Here is a 19823-nt window from a genome sequence, read left to right as displayed (position 1 = left end):
ATACTCTAACAATAAATTAGTTAGTAGTAGTTGTTGTTGTTGCGCCGCTTTCGTTAGAAGCAACGGCTACTGCTGCCGCTGCTGCTACTGCTGCTGTCGCAACTGCAACGGTTGTTGCTGTGCCAGCTGCTGCTGCAGATGCACCAGCGCCTGCTGCTGTACCAGTACCTGAACCAGTACCCGCCGCTGCTGTTTCTTCAGCTGCAAATGCAGCACCTGAGAAGCTAACTGCTAATGCAGCTGCTAGAGCCATCTTTTTCATAATGATTTCCATTAATATAAACGTTTATATGTAGAGAGTAAGTTTTACACCCTCAATCAGTTGCTCAGCTTAAACAACTGATTGATCATCATAGATAATAACCACAATCAAGTAAATGGATAAATCATAAGCAATACCTTATAAAGCAATATTTAGGAAATTACATCACATGAAAAGCAACTACGGAATGATCATCACCGCCAAAGAGCATAAGTCACTACCACAAAAGCGGAAAGTGACACCAGGTTACACTCTTTAAAGTTAAAAACTTAACAAGAATTCCTCGATTAGTATTTAGGTTTAAAGAATAACAGCAGCAGCAACAAAAAAACATCCGCCCATCGTTGATCAACCAGCCCCAAAATTAACAAAAATGAGTCACGTTACTTTTGTATTAGCCTTTTATATCTATAATAAATAAACTAAAATCAACAGCAACATACATAATTAGGTTTAATCGTGCTAACTCCAACCCTTGACCTCTTGTTTCTCTTTTTCTTTTCTCTTGCAACCCTTTTTACTATGCGTAAATTCGCCAAGAGAATTGGCTTAGTCGATAGACCTAATACTCGTAAGCTCCATAGCGGAGCTGTGCCATTGGTTGGTGGGATTTCTATTTGCATCTCGCTTTTATATTTTCTTCTTAACAACCCGAACATTCTCCCAAATACAGAGCTTTATGCTGCATGTATTCTAACATTAGTTGGAATTGGTGCTCTAGATGATAAATTCGATTTGAGCTTTCAACTACGATTTGCTATTCAAGCCTCTTTATCTGTAGCTATGATGATTGTCGGCGGCATTGAGCTTAACACTATTGGCGATATCTTGGGCTCTGGTGAAGTTGTAACATTGGGCTGGTTTGGTTACTTCGTTACAATATTTGCAGTTGTAGGTGCTATTAACGCCTTTAATATGGTAGATGGTATAGATGGGCTACTTGGAGGATTGTCAATAGTCACATTTGGCGGGTTAGGAATTATGCTAGGTTACGACAAACAATATAATCTAGCTTACATCTGCTTAGTACTTGTCGTTGTGATTACTCCTTATATCCTGTTAAACCTTGGTGCTTTCGGCAGAAAAAGAAAGGTTTTTATGGGAGATGCAGGAAGCATGCTCATCGGCTTTACTGTTATTTGGCTTTTACTACTATCAAGCCAAAACGGCACAAAACCCCCACTAAGACCAGTAACAGCTTTATGGCTTATTGCTGTACCACTAATGGATATGGCTGCAATAATGATTAGAAGAATAAAAAGAGGAGACTCTCCTTTTAAACCTGATCGTGAGCACTTGCATCATATCTTTCAACGGTTAGGACTAACCTCAACTCAAACTCTTATAGTTATTTGTACTATTGCTGCTACATATGCTGCTATAGGAATTTATGCTGAAATGGTAGCAATTCCAGAGTTTATTATGCTTTATTCATTCGTAGCATGCTTTATTATATATCTAGTAATTTTAAGTAATATCTGGAAAATTATCGCATATATTAGAAAAGTGATGACATGAAGTTAGAGGTAATACCGCTCTGCTGCAGCTTACGAATAAGAAGTTAAGAAGTCGGCATTGGGTATGTAGGGAGTATAATAACCAGATTTTAGGTTGGAGAATATCGTTATTTAGTCTCAGCGAATAGCTTACTAGTTCCTCAAGATAGGAACTAGCTGCCATAAAAGAAGTTCTGTAATTAGTTGTCATAAAGGTACTGAACGCTAGCAAAGACTACCAAATATCAGACGGAGGATTAACAGAAATAGTCCCTTTACGATAAAATACAATATCACCAGAATGATACAACCCAGAGATAGCGTCAAGAACCGGAGCAACGGCTTCATCGAGCGTCATTATATTATTATTTATAATATTCAAACCACCTCTCAGTTTCGTATCAATAGCTCCTGGACACAAAATTATTACATTATACCCATCTAATGCCATCCCCTTAGAGAAGGTGACGACTCCAGCTTTCGAAGCACAATACGAAGTCCAATCTTTGTAGTGATTGAAGGCAGCTGTAGAAGCCAAATTGATAACTAGGCAATTCCGATTTCTTTGGACAGCTAAACGAGAGACCAGATAAGTGCCAATGAGATTCACGTTAATATCGTTTATCCATTGTTCAGGCTCAGAATCAGCAACTAACGATGAATATAGAGTTCCTGCTGCATTTATAACAATATCAAAAGACTTGCCATTAAAGTACTCTTCAACACTACAAGAATTGCTAACATCAAGCTCAGAGCGTAAGGGGGAAAAAACTAAGTAGTCCTCCGAAAGCACTCTAACTAGCTTTTTTGCAATATCACCATTCCCACCAGTTATTAGAATTGACTTCATAATTTAGCAACATCTTGAGGTTCTGGGATTGGGTGGTCGTCTGCCGGCCTTATCAGTTTTTTATATTGACTGTAGATCTTTTCTTTAAGGTTAGTAGAGCTCACCCCTTTTCCATAAGGTAAGTAAAATACTTGTACACCACGCTCACGTAAATAATCATACTTACCTTTCCAATCATCACCTATAACAAAAATATCTATGTTAAGGTTCTCTACCGTTTCATTGTGTTCTAGAGTGTGCTGGGGAATAACAAGGTCGGGGTACTTTAAACCTTCTATTATAGCTATTCGCTCTTCAAAAGGTACAGCTGGCGGGTTCTTGTAAGAGCACACCAGTTCGTCAGTACTCACGCCTACAATCAACGTTTCACCTAATCCGCGGCTATACTTTATCATTTTGAGGTGATTACTGTGAAAAAGATCAAAAGTACCTGATACATAAACAATTTTATTATTCATAAAGCCCTGTAACTATCATGTTTTTAGTAAAAGTGCAAATCCGAAAACTTCATAATACACAACAGTGTAAAGCCCCAGACCATAGAAAGTGTACCAACCTAGATTATATTACAATCCACCACAGTAAGGTATACTTTAACGTAGATTTTTATATGCAGACTTGAGAAGTCTGATCGGAAGAAAATGGAAAACTATACGTAACAAGATCAACACTACATTTTTCAATGAGAATTTTCTGAGTTTTATCATATAACGTAAACGCAATTTAATCTCACTAACAGCTTTATTCAAACCTTTTCTACGTTGAACAGTATTTTCATTCAAACGATATTTTAACAATACCTGATCTAAGTTATGAAACTTGAATCCATGATCTAATAGAATGAACCATAACGCCATATCCTCAGTAAGCTCCGTATCTACGGGATACTTAAAACCACGTTCAAACACAACGTTCCTAAACATAACTGTTGGATGGATAAAGGGACAACGAGTAATACTAAACTCGACTAATTCATGATGTTGTATGGGTAACCGCTTTTCAGTCAAAGCATAACTCGCACCAAACTCTTCACAAGCAGTACCAAGGACGTCTATCGTCCTATTAGATTCCATAAAACGTACCTGCTCTGATATACGATTAGGTAGTGATATGTCATCAGAATCCATTCTAGCAATATAATAGAATTCACCTGCGAGAGTAATTTCTATTAATGCATTTAAACCATTAGCCAAACCTTCGCTATCTTGAGATTCTACCACGGAAATCGTGGGGTCTGATTTGTATAAGTTTAACTGGTCTTGCAACTCTGTAGAAACAAGACCATCGCGATATATATATAAGGAACAAGGGTATGTTTGCTGTTTAATACTCTCAACAGCTAGTCGAAATAGTTCAACTGTATCGCCACGATAAACAGACATGATCACAGCAACTGAAGAAGAGTGTGTAACAGGGGTTAACGTCTTGGTCAATGGCATAAAAAAGCGTTGCGTAAAAAAAAGATAATGAACTTTACACTAAAAGATAGAAATATTAAAGTGATGACGATATAATCGTCGTGAAATGTTGTGTAGCAATTATCAATGCGCTTAAGGTGCTTCTTAAGTTAACAAAGAACCATAAGGCATTGAAAAACAAGAAAAGTGTGTAAATGATTTCAATTGCAATAATAATTACATTGTACAACCGAGAGCGATCCATCGTAGCTGCTGTTGAAAGTGCACTAGAACAAGAATATCCCCATAAAGAAATCATTGTTGTAAATGATGGATCTACAGATAAATCTGCTGAAAAGCTAATTCCATATTTAGAGCAAATCACACTTATAAACCAACAAAACGCAGGACCAGGAGCAGCAAAAAATGCGGGGGCAAGTCACGCAAAGTCTAAATATTTGATATTTTTGGATAGTGATGATGTACTTCCTAATAATAATGTGTTGAACGATATAGCTGAAAAATTAGATGCGGGTTACGATTTCGTATCTTATTTAAAAATAAAAAAATTGGATAAGAACGGCTTACATATTGACTCAGTAGATGCTCCAAAAGATATAAACTCCTATATACTTAACTCCCCTTTAAATTACCCAGCACTACCACCTTATTGTTTAAATACTAAATTATACAGCAAGGCCGGAGGAATGGCATGTCAACCTTGGGGAGATGCCATGAATTTTTGGCGAGAGTATATGAGCAACATAAAAAAACCTACATACATTAATGATGTGGGTTATTTTTATGATCTTTCAGGCGATGACAATGTGAGTAAAGGAGGGGGGAAGGGAAATTCCATAAAAAAAATAAATGATAATATAATCAATGCGATATCTTTTGCTTATAATAATCACAAACATAAAATGGTTCGAACACAAAAAGCAGTGTGGCTTATTTTCATGCTAGGCTACTCGATAAATTCCAATAAGAAAAGTAAATACTACATATCTGAAATGTTAAAGTTAAATATATTAGATTTGACGTCAGGGTTAACCTATATTTACAAAACAAAATTGCATAAAAAATTAATAAGTAAATTTAAAAAAAAACAATCAAAAATAATTGATTTATTTGAGAAATTTTCATGCAACAGCAGAGTTTTAACTTATTCATTTCTCCGTAAAAAAAGAGAATTAAACTCTGAAGTGGTTATTATAAATTCAACCGCAAATAATAATTTCAACTTTAATTCTAAGTTCTTCTTTGAATACTTGTTAAATAAAAATGTTAGTTTAGACTATTATTTTGTGATCAATGATATTGAAAAGCGAACAATATTAAACTCGATACATCCTGGCCGATTTATTAGCAATACAAGTAAGGATGACATAGACCTAATTTTAAATGCAAAAACATGGGTTTGCTCAACGATTGACATGCCCCTACCTTTTACATTAAAGCACAAAAAACGAATCGTCTATCATTTTGGTCATGGTATACCACTAAAAAACATAGGCTTCGGTGAAACCAAGATTTCCTTATTAAGGAAGTTAAATCGTTATATTTGTATGAGAAACATTTCACACGCAGTTTGTTACTCAGATGCATTCCGTGATGATATGAAAAAGATGTTTTTACCTCTGACTCCTGAATTTGTATCATTAGGTCAGCCACGTAACGATAGTTTATCCTCTGATAACTCAAAAAAAATTGATGAGTATGTTGCTCATTTATCGGTCAAGAGAAAAGTTCTATACTGTCCGACTTGGCGTTCATATGAAAATGCAAAATTCTTTCCATTCGATGACTTGAATTCTGAAACTTTGTCTGATTTTTTAGAATCAGAAGAAATTGTAATAATTCTAAGAGAGCACCCTTACTATAAATCAGACATTCCAAAGCAAATTTTAATGCTTGAACGTGTTATTGTACTCAACGCAGATCTGATTACTGATTTTACCCCTTACTTACCGGATATGGATGTTGTTATTACCGACTACTCCAGCATTTATTTCGATGTAATTGCAAATCGGAATACTGATTTAATTTTCATTCCATATGATATAGAGAAGTATGTAAGCAGAACAGGTTTCTCAATGGATTATAATGAGTTGACACCAGGACCGAAGATTAGCTCTATGTTAGAGTTAATCGAAAACCTTAAAAATAACGGTAACTATGACCAACAAAAAGAATACTTGATTAAATTATTCAATATAAAGTATCAAGGGAACAACGAAGAGCATTATAAAAAAATTATAAAACTACTTTGACACTTGCTACTAAGATAAACATTTCCATTTTATCGCTATAAATTTACTTAATAAAATTAGGATACATGATGTTACTGGAAGATGATGTTAAAAACCGTAGGTCTATTAATACAAAAGAACTATTACTTATATTTATTTCATCTCGTTATTTGATCTTATCATTTGCTGCATTAGGTTTTTTAATATCAATGTTAATTTATTCAAACACTCCCGTTTGGTGGACTAGTCAAACTGAGATATCAAAACCTCAATATCATAGTTACTCTAGCTTCACTCAATATGCAAATAGCTTAAAAATGGGAGATATAAGTAATAAAGAGTTAACGAAGATTATTGATCCAATTGAAAATTATTCAATGTTTATTAACCAATTATCATCATATACCAATAAGAAAAATTACATTGAAAACACTCTCGTCTTCAAAAATTATTTGACTGTTAACAAAATAAACGATGAGCCCGATATTATAAAGACTCTTGATAACTTCACAAAAAAAATAATTGTGAAAAAGACATCATTGATTCTTAATTCTGATTCTTACCAGTTAATAACTTTAGCTATGACACCAGATGAAAGCTTGTCTTTCTTGACAGGGTATATTGAGTACACAAGGAAAAATATTAACACTGAAGTATTTAAGTCGTTGAGTCATTTCCGAGATAATTTGATGCATGACTTAACGAATCAACTATCAGAATCTGAAGCATATGCTGACTTAGAGCGACAAAGACATCTTATTGAAACTGAAGCAGCAATAAAAATTGCAAATAAAAGTGAGATTAAAAAGCCGCTTCTTAACTTCCATGTAGAAAAAAAATACTTAAATATAACATTAGGTTCAGAAGCGCTTACTACAGAACGAGATTTATTGAAAAATAGCGATATATCTATTGTCTTCAACAATAAATATACTACTTTGAAAAACAAGTTAGATGCCATTAACTCGTTAACTATACCAGATGTGCAAAATGATGCGTTCTTTAATTTCTTAGAAAAACCACGAAAACTCTTAACACCCGCAGGTTCTAATAAAAATGACATCGTACTCTCAATAACATTCATATTTATATTATTTGGTTTTTTCATTGCTTTGATACTAGCATTTTTTAATATAAGCGTTCATCCTTTTTTTATTAAAAAAAATCTTCGTAAGTAGACTTGCTTATGCTTAAAAATATTTTCATGTTATTTATATCTCAAGGGGTGAACTATTTGGTCCCTTTGATTTTAGTTCCATATCTCGTTCGCACTCTTGGAGCTGAATCATATGGCGAGTTTAATTTAGCATTGTCTATTATTCTTTACGGTTGTTTGTTTATTGATTTTGGGTTCAATTTATATACGACCGGAGAGATCTCAAAGACTGAAAATAAAGAAAAAATCCGTCACTTATATACAGTAACAATAGCTAGCAAATTTCTTATATTTTTCCCTGTAGCCTTAATAATAATATTTACAGTCAATAATGTTAGTCAATTCGATAATATTAAGAGTGTTTGTTACATATTGATAATCCAGATGTTGTCGTCAGTTATCTCGACTGTTTGGCTGTATCAAGGCCTAGAAAAAATCCGCATCTACTCTTTAGTTAATGTTGTTGTGAAGTTATTAATGCTGCCTATGATTTTTACTTTGGTACGAGACACAAATGACATTAACATACTTGCAACAATACAAAGTGTATCGTTTCTATTATCAGCATTGCTATTAATAACCATTGCCAAACGTTACGATATATATTTAGTGAAAATTAATTTTTCAGACATCAGAAGTATACTATCTAGCGCATCTCATATATTTACAGGTACAATTAGTGTCAGTTTGTACACTATGAGCACACCTATTATATTAGGTTTAGTGAATACAGCATTTGAAGTTGGACAATTTAGCGCAACAGATAAAATCCGAGGAGCCTTCATTTCAATTTTTCTAATTCTTTCGAATGTGATATATCCAAGAATTAACAAGCTAAAAGTTGATAACGAATTTTTAGCTTTTCGTTTTATTAAAAAAATCACCATGATTCAGTTTTTTTTAGGGTTAACTTTTGCTACAGCAATTTATTACTCGGCACCGTATATAGTAATCAATTATCTTGGTTCTGAATTTCAAGAATCTATTGACTTGCTAAGGTTAATGAGCCCAATGGTTATATTAGTACCTCTTTCAGTTATCTTGTCAAATTATGTTTTATTAACTTGGAATTATAAAAAATACTATTTATGCGTACCGTTAATAACATGCATTTTTCACTTTTCATATATAATCCCACTATCTCACTACTATGGCGCAATTGGATCTGGTATTGGTATTCTTATTACCGAATTTATCAGCTTCTCCTTATTGCTTATATTTTCATTAAAGTCCGGGATGTTAAGGAAAATTTATGAATCCTAGAATAAGTATAATCGTACCAGTCTATAACTCGGAAGAATATATACGTGATACACTACAAGCAATCGAAAATCAAGATTACCCGGAATTAGAATTAATACTAATAAACGATGGTTCAACAGACACAACATTTGATATCATATCAAAATTCGAATTCTCACACGTTTCTACTGTTATTTTAAACGAAAAAAATAGCGGTGTAAGCAATAGCCGCAACAAAGGCATAAAAATATCCACAGGTAAATATATCACGTTCGTTGATGCTGATGATCTTATAGAACCAGATTTTATTAGCGAGTTAGTTTGTCAATCAGAAAATAAAAATTTAGTAATTGCTAAAAATATTCATGATTACGTCAACCAACAACCCAAACCTTGGTCGGCTAATTCTACTAATTTATTGCCTATTGAAGAAAATAGGTTTTTTGTCTATGTATGGGGTAAGTTATATTTAAGGCAGCACGTGTTGGATAATAAATTATTGTTTGCCCCCTATTTACGCGTTGGTGAAGATTTTTGTTTCAACATTCATTATCTTATATCTTTAGATAATGAAGAATCGATAAAAGTTGTAGATAATCAAGCAAAATTTTTGTATCGAGTAATCCCTACATCATTAAGCCATAATGTTTCTGATAGTGCCGTTCGAAATAGAAAGCAATCAGCCTTAGTTATTTTTAAACTACTTTCTCGCTACCGTCAACGCGATACAGCCTCATCTATCTATTATAGCTACTACTTAAAAAGGGTAGTATTGAACGCAATCAGGGACACTGACTTATCTCGTTTCCATCTAATAATAAAAATGGAAGCAGTAGATACACCGTTATTTTTCCGTGATATACTTAACTTAAATGTCGACATAAAACAAAAGATATTTGGATTAAGTATCTACTTATTTATTAGTATCTATCGATTAGTAATATGATTTATTATTTTATTTTTTTAATTTTATCTCTTTTGTCTTTGAGTGATTTACTCAAAGACAAAAGGTTTCAGACGATATCATTTTTTTTATCATTTCTTCTACTTTTTGTTTTCGGTAGTTTTCGCTTCGATACTGGTTGGGATTTTGCAACTTATCGGTTCTATTTCGACAAGATACCTACAATTTCCATATTCTTGAACAATGGATTTTCACCAGATGTTTATTTTGAATTTGGATTTAAACTATTAATTTCAATAATAAAAACATTAAACTTAAGCTTTCAGTTTCTTATTTTCCTTTCAAATTTATTTGTGTTGTTTTGTGTTTACAATTTCATTGATGAAGAAGTAAAACATAAAAACTTAGCTGTGCTCTTATTCTACAGCACATGTTATTTGTTTCTGAATTTTTCAATTTTACGTCAGGGTATCGCAATCGGCATCCTGTTATTGTCGTTGAGATTTCTCTTCAATAAAAAAATAATAGCCAGCTTAATGATGATATTCCTTGCTAGTTTATTTCATATGACCGCAATCGTTTTTTTACCTATATTATTAATAGCTAACTATACTTACTTACCAAGGCACCTATATTTAATTTTGTTTTCTTCTGTTACAATGTTTGCATTTTTACCAATTTCATTAGTTGAAATATCCTTACATCTGTTCCAAGGAATACTACCAAATACAATCGTTTCCAAGCTACAACACTATATGGGGAATAATTACTATGGCTCCCAAAGAACTCTTGGACTCGGTTTTGTGGAAAAATTTGGTTTTATAACTCTATTTATTTTCCACGCATACTACCTTCGATCCGACATGAAGCCAACGAAGCGCATTAGTACCATTGGTTACTTATTCTTAGCTTATTATTCAATTTACATATTATTTATCGACATCCAAGTAATATATACGAGAATGAAATTTTACTTCATGACTATCTCATCATTTACATACTCTTATTTACTAATTGAATTATTTAGAAAAAACTCATTCCGAACCCTATCTGCCATTTTGATAATATTATTTTCATTTGTTAATTTACACAACACATTACGATATAAACCAAATAATGTTGTATTCATTCCATATCAAAGCATTATTTCAGAACCTGATTTTTTGAATACCGACTATTATCGTATTTTGCGAGCATCGGAATTAATCGGACCGTAACAACACCTCTCATGTAATATAAATATTGAACGAGTAATGTCAAAGTCCACCTTATATTAAACTACCGTCTGGATATAAGGTGGTAGTTGAATGGTTGTAACAGAGTCAATTTTTGATGTTGCTCGTTTAGAGGAGTAACGTATAATATCTATCTAAAATTAGGGTGATATTTTCTTCAAGCTCCCACTATTAGTATACGACCATCTTTCCCTAAAAATAATGCAAGATTCCATGCATGAAACACATAATATCAAAGGCTATAGCTACACTTCTTTACTATAAATCCATTATTTGTTTATCCAACCCCATGCTTCCCCTGTATTCTCCTATCCTTTCTCGCTATACTCCTACCCTATGATTTTTCGCCCAATAACGAATAAGAGTTCAAGATATGCAAGAGTTAGTTCCATTTGTTCAAGAGAATATGATTTTAGCCATCGTATGGATCGGCTTGGTTGTTGCCATCATTGCGAACGTTATCAAGACATCAAACGCAGCCTACAAAGAGATCACGGCAGCGCAAACCACACACATGATTAACCGTGAAAACGGTGTTGTGGTTGATATTCGTACTAAAGATGAGTTCAAAAAGGGCCATATTACGGACGCAGTTCACATTTTGCCGTCAGATATCAAAGCAAATAGCTTTGGTAGCCTTGAAAGCCACAAAGCAGACCCAATCATCGTAGTATGCAAGACAGGTCAAACTGCTCAAGAAAGCGCTAACCTAATGGTTAAAGCAGGTTTCGAAAACGTAAGCGTGCTGAAAAGCGGCTTAGTGGCTTGGAGCGAAGCTAACCTTCCTTTGGTTAAAGGTAAGAAATAAGCTGACCGAGTAAAACGATATTACTTTAGGGCTTTGTTCGACTGATATGATGAACAGAGCCTAATTATAAATTTTTAAGGACAAGAAAATGGCTGAAGCAGCACAACAAGACGCACAACAGAACTTCGCAATCCAACGTATTTTCCTAAAAGACGTCTCTTTCGAAGCGCCAAACTCTCCAGATATGTTTCAAAAAGAGTGGAACCCAGATGTAAAACTGGACCTAGACACTCAAAGCCGTGAGCTTGGCGAAGGTGTTTACGAAGTTATCCTACGTCTAACTGTTACTGTTAAGAATGCAGAAGACACAGCGTTCCTTTGTGAAGTTCAACAAGGCGGTATTTTCTCTGCAAGCGAAATGGAAGCTGGCCAACTGGCACATTGCCTAGGTGCATTCTGCCCGAACATCCTGTTCCCATACGCGCGTGAAACAATTTCTAGCCTAGTGGTTAAAGGTACGTTCCCACAATTGAACCTAGCTCCAGTAAACTTTGATGCTTTGTTCATGAACTACCTACAAAACCAAGCTCAACAAGCTGAAGGCGAACAAGCTTAAGTCTCAATATAGTCTTAACGCTTAGCGAATAAATGACCAATAAATAACTAATAAACGAACGGCCAACAAACGGCTATTTCTATTAGAAGATTGCCTTTTATTCGATAGCTAGTTTTTGTGAAATAATTAGTTTTAAATGCACATCGCAGCTTCTGCGATGTGCATTTTTTATTTACACTGTACTTTGGTAGAGCGCTTTTTCTTCTTAGTAAAGGGTTTCTCCAAAACTCTTCGATTTCCCTCATTATTTTTAGGTGGAAGCATGACAGACACAACTCGCCCGACTAACACGGCAGACGCTTACGGTAAAGACATTGCGATGACAGTGATAGGCGCCGGTTCTTACGGAACCTCTTTAGCGATATCTCTAGCGCGTAACGGTGCCAATGTTGTTCTTTGGGGGCACGACCCTGTTCATATGGCTCGTCTTGAATCTGAGCGAGCTAATCATGAGTTCCTACCAAATATAGAATTCCCAGAAAGCCTGATCATTGAATCAGACTTAGAAAAAGCAGTGACATCAAGCCGAGACCTTTTACTTGTAGTCCCGAGCCACGTATTCGGCGTTGTGCTTAATAGCGTTAAACCTTACTTAGCCTCAGACTCTCGCATCTGTTGGGCGACCAAAGGCTTAGAGCCAGAGACCGGCCGCCTGCTTAAAGATGTCGCGCATGATGTGCTGGGTGATGGTTACTCGTTAGCGGTTCTATCAGGACCGACCTTCGCCAAAGAGTTAGCGATGGGCATGCCAACGGCTATCTCTGTAGCTTCACCTGATGAAGTTTTCCTAGAAGAGCTCCAAGAAAAAATCCACTGCGGCAAAACATTCCGCGTGTATGCAAACTCAGATTTCATTGGTATGCAGCTTGGCGGCGCAGTGAAGAATGTTATCGCAATTGGCGCAGGCATGTCGGATGGTATTGGCTTTGGTGCCAATGCACGTACCGCACTTATCACTCGCGGCTTAGCTGAGATGAGCCGCTTAGGTGCAGCTCTTGGTGCGCAACCAGAAACCTTCATGGGCATGGCTGGGCTGGGTGACTTAGTACTCACCTGTACTGATAACCAATCACGCAACCGCCGCTTTGGTTTGGCACTTGGCGCAGGCAAAGATGTGGATACCGCACAAAAAGAAATTGGCCAAGTCGTTGAAGGCTATCGCAACACCAAAGAAGTTTGGTTATTATCAGAACGCATGGGCGTTGAGATGCCAATTGTTGAACAAATTTATCAAGTGTTGTATCAAGGGAAAGATGCACACTTAGCAGCACAAGATCTACTTGCACGAGACAAGAAGTCAGAGCGATAACATCGCTTATTAAGTCGTGGAATGAAATAGATAAAATGGATGGAAAAATGAAACACTGTGAACAGCAAAAGGTTTGGCAATGCATTGTGAAGGAAGCTCGACAGCAGTCAGAGCAAGAACCTATGCTTGCGAGTTTTTACCATGCCACCATTATCAACCACGAAAGCTTAGGCGCTGCATTAAGTTATATCCTAGCCAACAAGCTAAAGACGGCTTCAATGCCCGCAATGGCGGTGCGTGAGGTGGTTGAACAAGCATTCAAGCAAGATCAATCGATTATTGATGCGGCTGCTTGTGATATCTGCGCGACGGTAAATCGAGATCCTGCGGTCGAGATGTACTCGATGCCTCTGCTTTATCTGAAAGGCTACCACGCTTTGCAAGGTTACCGAGTGGCTAACTGGCTATGGAAGCAAGGGCGTATTGCGCTTGCTACTTACCTACAGAACCAAATTTCGGTTGCTTGCCAAGTGGATATTCACCCAGCCGCTCGTATCGGTAAAGCGATCATGCTCGACCACGCCACTGGTATCGTGATTGGTGAAACTGCTGTCGTCGAAAATGATGTATCGATCCTTCAAGACGTGACTTTAGGTGGTACGGGTAAAGAAGGTGGCGATCGTCACCCTAAAATCCGAGAAGGTGTAATGATCGGTGCCGGCGCTAAAATACTTGGCAATATTGAAGTGGGTGAAGGCGCGAAAATTGGTTCTTGCTCTGTGGTTCTTCAAGCCGTTCCGCCTCATACGACTGTCGCTGGTGTTCCTGCAAAAATTGTTGGAAAGCCGAAAACTGATAAGCCATCTTTAGACATGGATCAGGGGTTTAACGGTCGCTCTCAGAACTTCATCCATGGTGATGGGATTTAAGAGCAGATTCGGGATCCGACGAATAGCCGATAGCCGAGATGCGAAAAGACTCGCAGCAGATGCTGATTATTAATAAGAGCAAAATGACGATAATGATGAAACCCGTTCAATCAATGAGCACTGTTCTTTTGATATCTGCCAGCCTTGGTGTTGCTCTTTTGTCTTCATCATCATTTGCTGCATCTCAAGGTGAACTGAAAGGCGTATCAAGCGAAATCTCTCGTCAACAGAAAGCGCTCTCTTCCCAGCAAAAGAAACTCGATAGCCTACAGGCAAACCTCAAGAAGCAGGAGCTGTCCATCGCTTCACTTGAAAAAGCGATTCTAGACAGTAAAAAGCAGCTCAATACTGCTAATGCTAATATTGCTAATTTAGACACAAAGATTAAAGCGCTCACTGCACAGAAAAAAGTCCAGACAGACAAGTTAGAGCAGCTCATTCAGACTTACTACATGACGAGTCGAGCTAAGGCTTCTTCTCACATTCTCAACACCGGTGTAGAAGAAGATCGCATCAGTCATTATTACCAGCACCTTGCCAAAGCTCGCTCCGCAACCATTAAAACGATTGAACAGACGCAACTTGAATTAGAAGAAAGCCACAAACAGCGTCAACTCGAGCAAGAACAAATCGCAACATTGTTAAAACAGCAAACCACCAAGCGTGACAAGTTGTCTCAGACTCAAACACAACGTAAGAAAACCGTTGGCAGTATTAAGAAGAATATTTCTGGCGACAAAAATTACTTGGCTGAACTTCAGCGAAATGAAACTCGCCTGAAAGCTGAAATAGCAAAAGCAGAAAAAGCGGCTCGAGAACGACGTAATGCCGTCCCGATGGATGGCCTAGCAAAACGTAAAGGTAAGCTACCTTGGCCGATCAAAGATAAAGTTCTACATAACTACGGTTCACGTCAAACGGGGCAAATTAACTGGAAAGGCATGGTGATCAACGCCAAGTACGGTCAGCAGGTTAAATCCGTTTACTCAGGTACGGTGGTATTTGCCGAGTATCTGCGAGGCTATGGTTTAGTGGTTCTTCTCGATCATGGTAAAGGTGATATGACGCTCTATGGCTTTAACCAAGCACTACTGAAGAAAGAAGGTGACAAGGTTAAAGCGGGTGAAGCCATCGCGCTTGCAGGTGACACTGGCGGCCAAACACGCCCATCATTGTACTTTGAAATTCGTAGAAACAGCCAAGCTCAGAATCCAAAGAGTTGGTTGGTTAGGTAAAGAGCAGATACGGGATGCGAGTATCTTTCTTCGAATCCCGTATACCGCTTACTCGTCTCTTTCTATTTAGAGTTCAACGCCCTTACACCATCTTCCAATAATGTCAGCTGCTCAAAACCTTGAGCTGTCGCAATCGGTTTAACCGTCGCGATCATCTGCAGCATTCCTTGATGAACCACTTGCTCGGTAATTTGAGCTTTTGGAGACATCGCAGATTGATACGCCAACCAACCTGATGCAATCAAGTGAAGAGACGTCACCATCGATTTCATTTCCGTATCCGTTGCTTTGAGCAGGTTCAACTCAACGAAGGCTCGCATGATATCGACAAGATTCGTTTGCAGCTTTTCTTGTACGGCCATGTAATCAAGGTGGAGTTTTTCATCACGTGACAATATTTCAGGTAAGTTCGCATAGAAGAATCGGTACTTCCACATCAACGTGAAGATAGAATCTAAGTAGCGCTTTAGTAGCGTCAGGCTTTCTTGTTGGCCTTGAATCGGTGTGAACCTTTCAAGTAACTCTGTCGAATAGAGAGTAAAGATGTCACGGACAATTTCTTGCTTGTTGCGGAAATGGTAGTAGAGGTTACCAGGGCTAATCTCGATATGCTCAGCAATATGATTGGTCGTAATACTACGCTCACCGTGCTCATTAAAAAGCTCTAGAGCAGCGTAAACAATCTTGTCACGTGTTTTCATTAGTTATTAGTATCCCTATCCGTTTAGTGGTTCAGTATATCGCCACTAAGCGGATAGATCGAGCTGATAACATCTGGTCGAATTAGCAAACGCTAAAATTCACCTTCAACCGTCACACCTTTGATCAATCACAGCTGTAATTAATCGCTCGTGTCATTAATCTTAATCACTCGTACAATCAATCGCTACTGTAATCAATCGCTGCCAAACAGGTCTCGTGTGTACACCTTATCTGCTACGTCTGCGATTTCTTCTACCATTCTGTTAGATACAATCACATCCGATACTGTTTTAAAATCTTCAAGGTCAGAATAAACTTTAGAGTTAAAGAAATGCTCTTCTTCCAATACCGGCTCATACACGACGACTTCGATGCCTTTGGCTTTTAAACGCTTCATGATCCCTTGGATGGAAGAAGCACGGAAATTGTCAGAGCCCGCCTTCATGATCAAACGATAAATACCGACAATTTTAGGCGAGCGCTTAATAATTGAATCCGCAATGAAGTCTTTTCGGGTACGGTTTGCATCAACAATCGCACCCACAATGTTGTTTGGTACATCTTGATAGTTTGCTAATAGTTGCTTGGTGTCTTTTGGTAAGCAATAACCACCGTAACCAAATGAAGGGTTGTTGTAATGATTGCCGATACGAGGGTCTAAGCCAACACCTTCTATGATCTGACGAGAATCCAAGCCATGCGCTTCCGCGTAAGAATCAAGCTCATTGAAATAAGAAACTCGCATCGCTAGATAAGTATTTGAGAATAACTTTACTGCTTCTGCTTCCGTTGAGTGAGTAAACAGTACGTCGATATTTTCTTTTTCCGCACCTTCCACAAGAAGATTCGCAAACACTTTAGCGCGTTCAGAACATTCACCAACGATAATACGTGATGGGTGTAGATTATCGAACAGGGCCTTGCCTTCACGCAAAAACTCCGGTGAGAACATGACGTTTTCGCAGTTCAGCTCTTGCTTAATACGCTCGGTATAGCCAACCGGCACCGTTGATTTAATAACCATCACCGCATCAGGATTGATCTCCATGACGTCTTTGATGACAGATTCTACAGAGCTGGTATCAAAATAATTGTTTTTAGGGTCATAATCGGTAGGTGTAGCAATGATGACAAATTCAGCATTTTTGTAAGCGGCTTTATCCGTTGTAGCCATGAAGTTCAGCGTCTTATTTGATAGAAAGTGCTCAATCTCATTGTCTACAATCGGTGACTGCTTATTGTTTAGCATTGCCACTTTTTCATCGATGATATCTACCGCGACTACTTCATGATGTTGTGCTAACAGCATTGCGTTTGATAGACCCACATACCCAGTACCGGCTACTGCAATCTTCATGATAATACCTATAGTTTTGAGTAATTAACTCAACATAATTTATAACTTAGCTTGCCGTATCATACTCTGGTTGGGGAATTATTCCACTAGCCCGCTTTATCCATTCCTTGCTATACTCGTGACAGTTTTGTATTCAAAAGAGTTAGAAATTATGATTATCGTAACTGGTGGTGCTGGCATGATTGGCAGCAATATTGTTAAGGCGCTTAATGAAGCGGGCCACAACGATATTCTAGTCGTCGACAACTTAAAAGATGGTAAGAAATTTAAGAACCTTGTAGACCTAGACATCACGGATTACATGGATCGTGATGACTTCCTAACTCAAGTCATGGCCGGTGATGATTTTGGTCATATTGAAGCTGTTTTCCATGAAGGAGCATGCTCTGCTACCACTGAGTGGGATGGCAAATACATGATGCTCAACAACTATGAATACTCAAAAGAGCTACTTCATTACTGTGTTGAACGTGAAATTCCTTTCTTGTATGCCTCTTCAGCTGCAACTTACGGTGAAACCGACACTTTCATTGAAGAACGAGAGTACGAAGGTGCATTGAATGTCTACGGCTATTCAAAACAACAATTTGATAACTACGTTCGCCGCTTAACCGCGGATGCAGCAGCACACAACGAAAAGCTTTCGCAAATCGTAGGGTTTCGTTACTTCAATGTTTATGGTCCACGCGAGCAACACAAAGGCAGCATGGCCTCTGTCGCTTTCCACCTAAACAACCAAATGAATTCCGGTGAAAACCCGAAATTGTTCGCAGGTAGCGAAACCTTTAAGCGTGATTTTGTGTATGTAGGTGATGTTGCGGCTGTAAACTTGTGGTTCTTAGAAAATGGGGTATCTGGCCTCTTTAATCTAGGTACTGGCAATGCTGAGTCGTTTGAAGAAGTCGCCAAGGCAGTTATCAAGCACCATGGTAAAGGCGAAATCGAAACGATTCCTTTCCCTGATCATTTAAAAGGTGCTTACCAAGAATTCACTCAAGCAGACCTAACGAAGCTTCGCGGTACAGGTTGCGATATCGAGTTTAAAGCAGTAGCCGATGGCGTTGCTGAGTACATGAAGATCGTAAACGCTTAACGTATATTTCAGATTAGGACCAATAATACACCTTACTTTTAGCGTGTATTATTGGGAATATCTAACGAATATAATCATTCCCAGAGTGACCGATATTAAGTTAACTCTCTGATTTAAATAATGTAGTGAATGAATGACCACACAACGCAATGATTTTGATCCAAAAGCTTACAACCCTGAGTTTGAATGGGGTTTTCTAGCACCTAAATACTGGGGAACTTGGATTGCTGTTTTGTTATCGTCTTTAGTCTGCTTCTTACCTAACAACATTCGTTTAGCATTAGCTAAGTTTATGGCTAAGCAAGCTGTAAAAATTAAGAATAAGGCTAACCGCCGGGCTCGAGTTAACCTTGAGATGTGTTTCCCTGAGCAATCTATCGAAGAGCGCGAAGAAACTCTCTATCAGTCATACGTTACTTCCATCTCATTTTTGATGGGATTTGCTTCACTGACACTCAAGAGTAAAACTTGGCTAGAGAATAACACTGCGATAAACGGCCTGAGCAACCTAACCGATATTACAGACAGTGGCGAGAATGTGATCTTGCTGGTGCCACACACATGGGCTATCGATATCCCAGCGGTATTATTAGCTTCACGCAATTTACCTGTATCTGCGATGGCAAAAGCACAAAAAAACAAACTCAGTGACTGGCTAATGCACCGACAGCGCGTGCAATACGGCGGTCGTGTTTATGATCGCAGCGGTGGTATCAAACCTTTCATCAAGTCGGTACGTGATGGGTACCTGGGTTACTACCTCCCTGATGAAGATCTTGGCCGTGAGCACAGTGTCTTCGTTGACTTTTTCGCGACTCAAAAAGCAACTATCTCAGGCCTTGGTCGCCTATCAAAACTAAGTAAAGCTAAAATTGTGCCCTTGTTTGCTCAATACGATAGCAGTACAGGCCAATACACCTTGGACTTCTACCCTGCTCTACCATTCCCAACAGGAGGCGAAGAGGAGGACGCGCGTATGATGAATCAATGTATTGAAGACTACGTAAGCAAAAAGCCTGAGCAATATATGTGGATCTTAAGACTGCTTAAGACTCGTCCTGAAAGTAATATAAATCCTTATAATAGTTAGCATTAAATTC

Annotated in this window: 19 protein-coding genes; 13 read left to right on the top strand and 6 right to left on the bottom strand. The window is 37.8% G+C overall.

The window, feature by feature from the left end:
• Positions 1-16: 16 nt before the first annotated feature.
• Positions 17-262 carry a hypothetical protein gene (locus AB6D93_RS06790; RefSeq protein WP_102332630.1) on the bottom strand — a complete coding sequence of 82 codons (246 nt, stop codon included), beginning with the start codon at positions 260-262 and terminating at the stop codon, positions 17-19.
• A gap of 459 nt (positions 263-721) precedes the next feature.
• Between AB6D93_RS06790 and wecA the strand changes: the two genes are divergently transcribed.
• Positions 722-1780, top strand: a complete 1059-nt coding sequence (gene wecA, locus AB6D93_RS06785) for a UDP-N-acetylglucosamine--undecaprenyl-phosphate N-acetylglucosaminephosphotransferase (protein ID WP_102332629.1) — start codon at positions 722-724, stop codon at positions 1778-1780.
• 213 nt (positions 1781-1993) lie between these two features.
• Here wecA and AB6D93_RS06780 read toward each other — a convergent pair whose 3' ends face one another.
• From AB6D93_RS06780 to AB6D93_RS06770, 3 genes are all read right to left on the bottom strand, one after another.
• Positions 1994-2608: an SDR family oxidoreductase gene (locus AB6D93_RS06780; RefSeq protein WP_102332628.1), complete on the bottom strand. Its 615-nt coding sequence runs from the start codon at positions 2606-2608 to the stop codon at positions 1994-1996.
• Positions 2605-3066 (bottom strand): adenylyltransferase/cytidyltransferase family protein, encoded by a 462-nt coding sequence (locus AB6D93_RS06775; RefSeq protein ID WP_102332627.1) that lies wholly within the window; start codon positions 3064-3066, stop codon positions 2605-2607. Before AB6D93_RS06775 ends, AB6D93_RS06780 begins: the two co-directional genes overlap by 4 nt.
• Before the next feature lie 135 nt (positions 3067-3201).
• Positions 3202-4047: a glycosyltransferase gene (locus AB6D93_RS06770; RefSeq protein ID WP_102332626.1), complete on the bottom strand. Its 846-nt coding sequence runs from the start codon at positions 4045-4047 to the stop codon at positions 3202-3204.
• Positions 4048-4220: 173 nt separating this feature from the next.
• Here AB6D93_RS06770 and AB6D93_RS06765 point away from each other — a divergent pair, with 173 nt between their 5' ends.
• The 10 genes from AB6D93_RS06765 (at position 4221) to AB6D93_RS06720 (ending at position 15571) form a co-directional block, all read left to right on the top strand.
• Complete coding sequence (locus tag AB6D93_RS06765; RefSeq protein WP_102332625.1) at positions 4221-6278, top strand: CDP-glycerol glycerophosphotransferase family protein; 2058 nt, start codon at positions 4221-4223, stop codon at positions 6276-6278.
• Between the two features lie 65 nt (positions 6279-6343).
• Entirely contained in the window at positions 6344-7435 is a 1092-nt protein-coding gene (locus AB6D93_RS06760) for a hypothetical protein (RefSeq protein WP_157938693.1), read from the top strand.
• Positions 7436-7443: 8 nt separating this feature from the next.
• Complete coding sequence (locus AB6D93_RS06755; RefSeq protein WP_102332623.1) at positions 7444-8676, top strand: oligosaccharide flippase family protein; 1233 nt, start codon at positions 7444-7446, stop codon at positions 8674-8676.
• Complete coding sequence (locus AB6D93_RS06750) at positions 8666-9601, top strand: glycosyltransferase family 2 protein (protein ID WP_102332622.1); 936 nt, start codon at positions 8666-8668, stop codon at positions 9599-9601. The genes AB6D93_RS06755 and AB6D93_RS06750 overlap by 11 nt, the downstream gene beginning before the upstream one ends.
• Positions 9598-10776, top strand: a complete 1179-nt coding sequence (locus AB6D93_RS06745) for an EpsG family protein (RefSeq protein ID WP_102332621.1) — start codon at positions 9598-9600, stop codon at positions 10774-10776. The genes AB6D93_RS06750 and AB6D93_RS06745 overlap by 4 nt, the downstream gene beginning before the upstream one ends.
• A 391-nt stretch (positions 10777-11167) precedes the next feature.
• A complete protein-coding gene (locus AB6D93_RS06740; RefSeq protein ID WP_017061445.1) occupies positions 11168-11602 on the top strand; it encodes a rhodanese-like domain-containing protein in 435 nt (144 codons plus the stop codon).
• An 88-nt stretch (positions 11603-11690) separates the two neighbouring features.
• Positions 11691-12158 (top strand): protein-export chaperone SecB, encoded by a 468-nt coding sequence (secB, locus tag AB6D93_RS06735; RefSeq protein ID WP_009847959.1) that lies wholly within the window; start codon positions 11691-11693, stop codon positions 12156-12158.
• Positions 12159-12420: 262 nt separating this feature from the next.
• Positions 12421-13467 (top strand): NAD(P)H-dependent glycerol-3-phosphate dehydrogenase, encoded by a 1047-nt coding sequence (gpsA, locus tag AB6D93_RS06730; RefSeq protein ID WP_102332620.1) that lies wholly within the window; start codon positions 12421-12423, stop codon positions 13465-13467.
• Positions 13468-13514: 47 nt separating this feature from the next.
• Positions 13515-14336 (top strand): serine O-acetyltransferase, encoded by an 822-nt coding sequence (gene cysE, locus AB6D93_RS06725; protein WP_009847961.1) that lies wholly within the window; start codon positions 13515-13517, stop codon positions 14334-14336.
• A gap of 83 nt (positions 14337-14419) precedes the next feature.
• Positions 14420-15571 (top strand): murein hydrolase activator EnvC, encoded by a 1152-nt coding sequence (locus AB6D93_RS06720; protein ID WP_016797614.1) that lies wholly within the window; start codon positions 14420-14422, stop codon positions 15569-15571.
• A gap of 62 nt (positions 15572-15633) precedes the next feature.
• On the opposite strand, the gene AB6D93_RS06715 is transcribed toward AB6D93_RS06720, so the two are convergent.
• Together AB6D93_RS06715 and AB6D93_RS06710 are read right to left on the bottom strand one after the other, a co-directional pair.
• A complete protein-coding gene (locus tag AB6D93_RS06715; protein WP_004733226.1) occupies positions 15634-16272 on the bottom strand; it encodes a TetR/AcrR family transcriptional regulator in 639 nt (212 codons plus the stop codon).
• Positions 16273-16466: 194 nt separating this feature from the next.
• A complete protein-coding gene (locus tag AB6D93_RS06710) occupies positions 16467-17630 on the bottom strand; it encodes a nucleotide sugar dehydrogenase (RefSeq protein ID WP_102332619.1) in 1164 nt (387 codons plus the stop codon).
• A 151-nt stretch (positions 17631-17781) separates the two neighbouring features.
• Here AB6D93_RS06710 and rfaD point away from each other — a divergent pair, with 151 nt between their 5' ends.
• Together rfaD and lpxM are read left to right on the top strand one after the other, a co-directional pair.
• Positions 17782-18723: an ADP-glyceromanno-heptose 6-epimerase gene (gene rfaD, locus AB6D93_RS06705; protein ID WP_102332618.1), complete on the top strand. Its 942-nt coding sequence runs from the start codon at positions 17782-17784 to the stop codon at positions 18721-18723.
• A 133-nt stretch (positions 18724-18856) separates the two neighbouring features.
• Positions 18857-19813 (top strand): lauroyl-Kdo(2)-lipid IV(A) myristoyltransferase, encoded by a 957-nt coding sequence (gene lpxM / locus AB6D93_RS06700; RefSeq protein WP_102332617.1) that lies wholly within the window; start codon positions 18857-18859, stop codon positions 19811-19813.
• Positions 19814-19823 lie beyond the last annotated feature (10 nt).

Source organism: Vibrio sp. 10N.247.310.23, assembly GCF_041467155.1.
Classification (GTDB): Bacteria; Pseudomonadota; Gammaproteobacteria; order Enterobacterales; family Vibrionaceae; genus Vibrio; species Vibrio crassostreae_C.
Note: the sequence above shows the minus strand (reverse complement) of the source record. Positions and strands in the feature narration are given on the sequence as shown.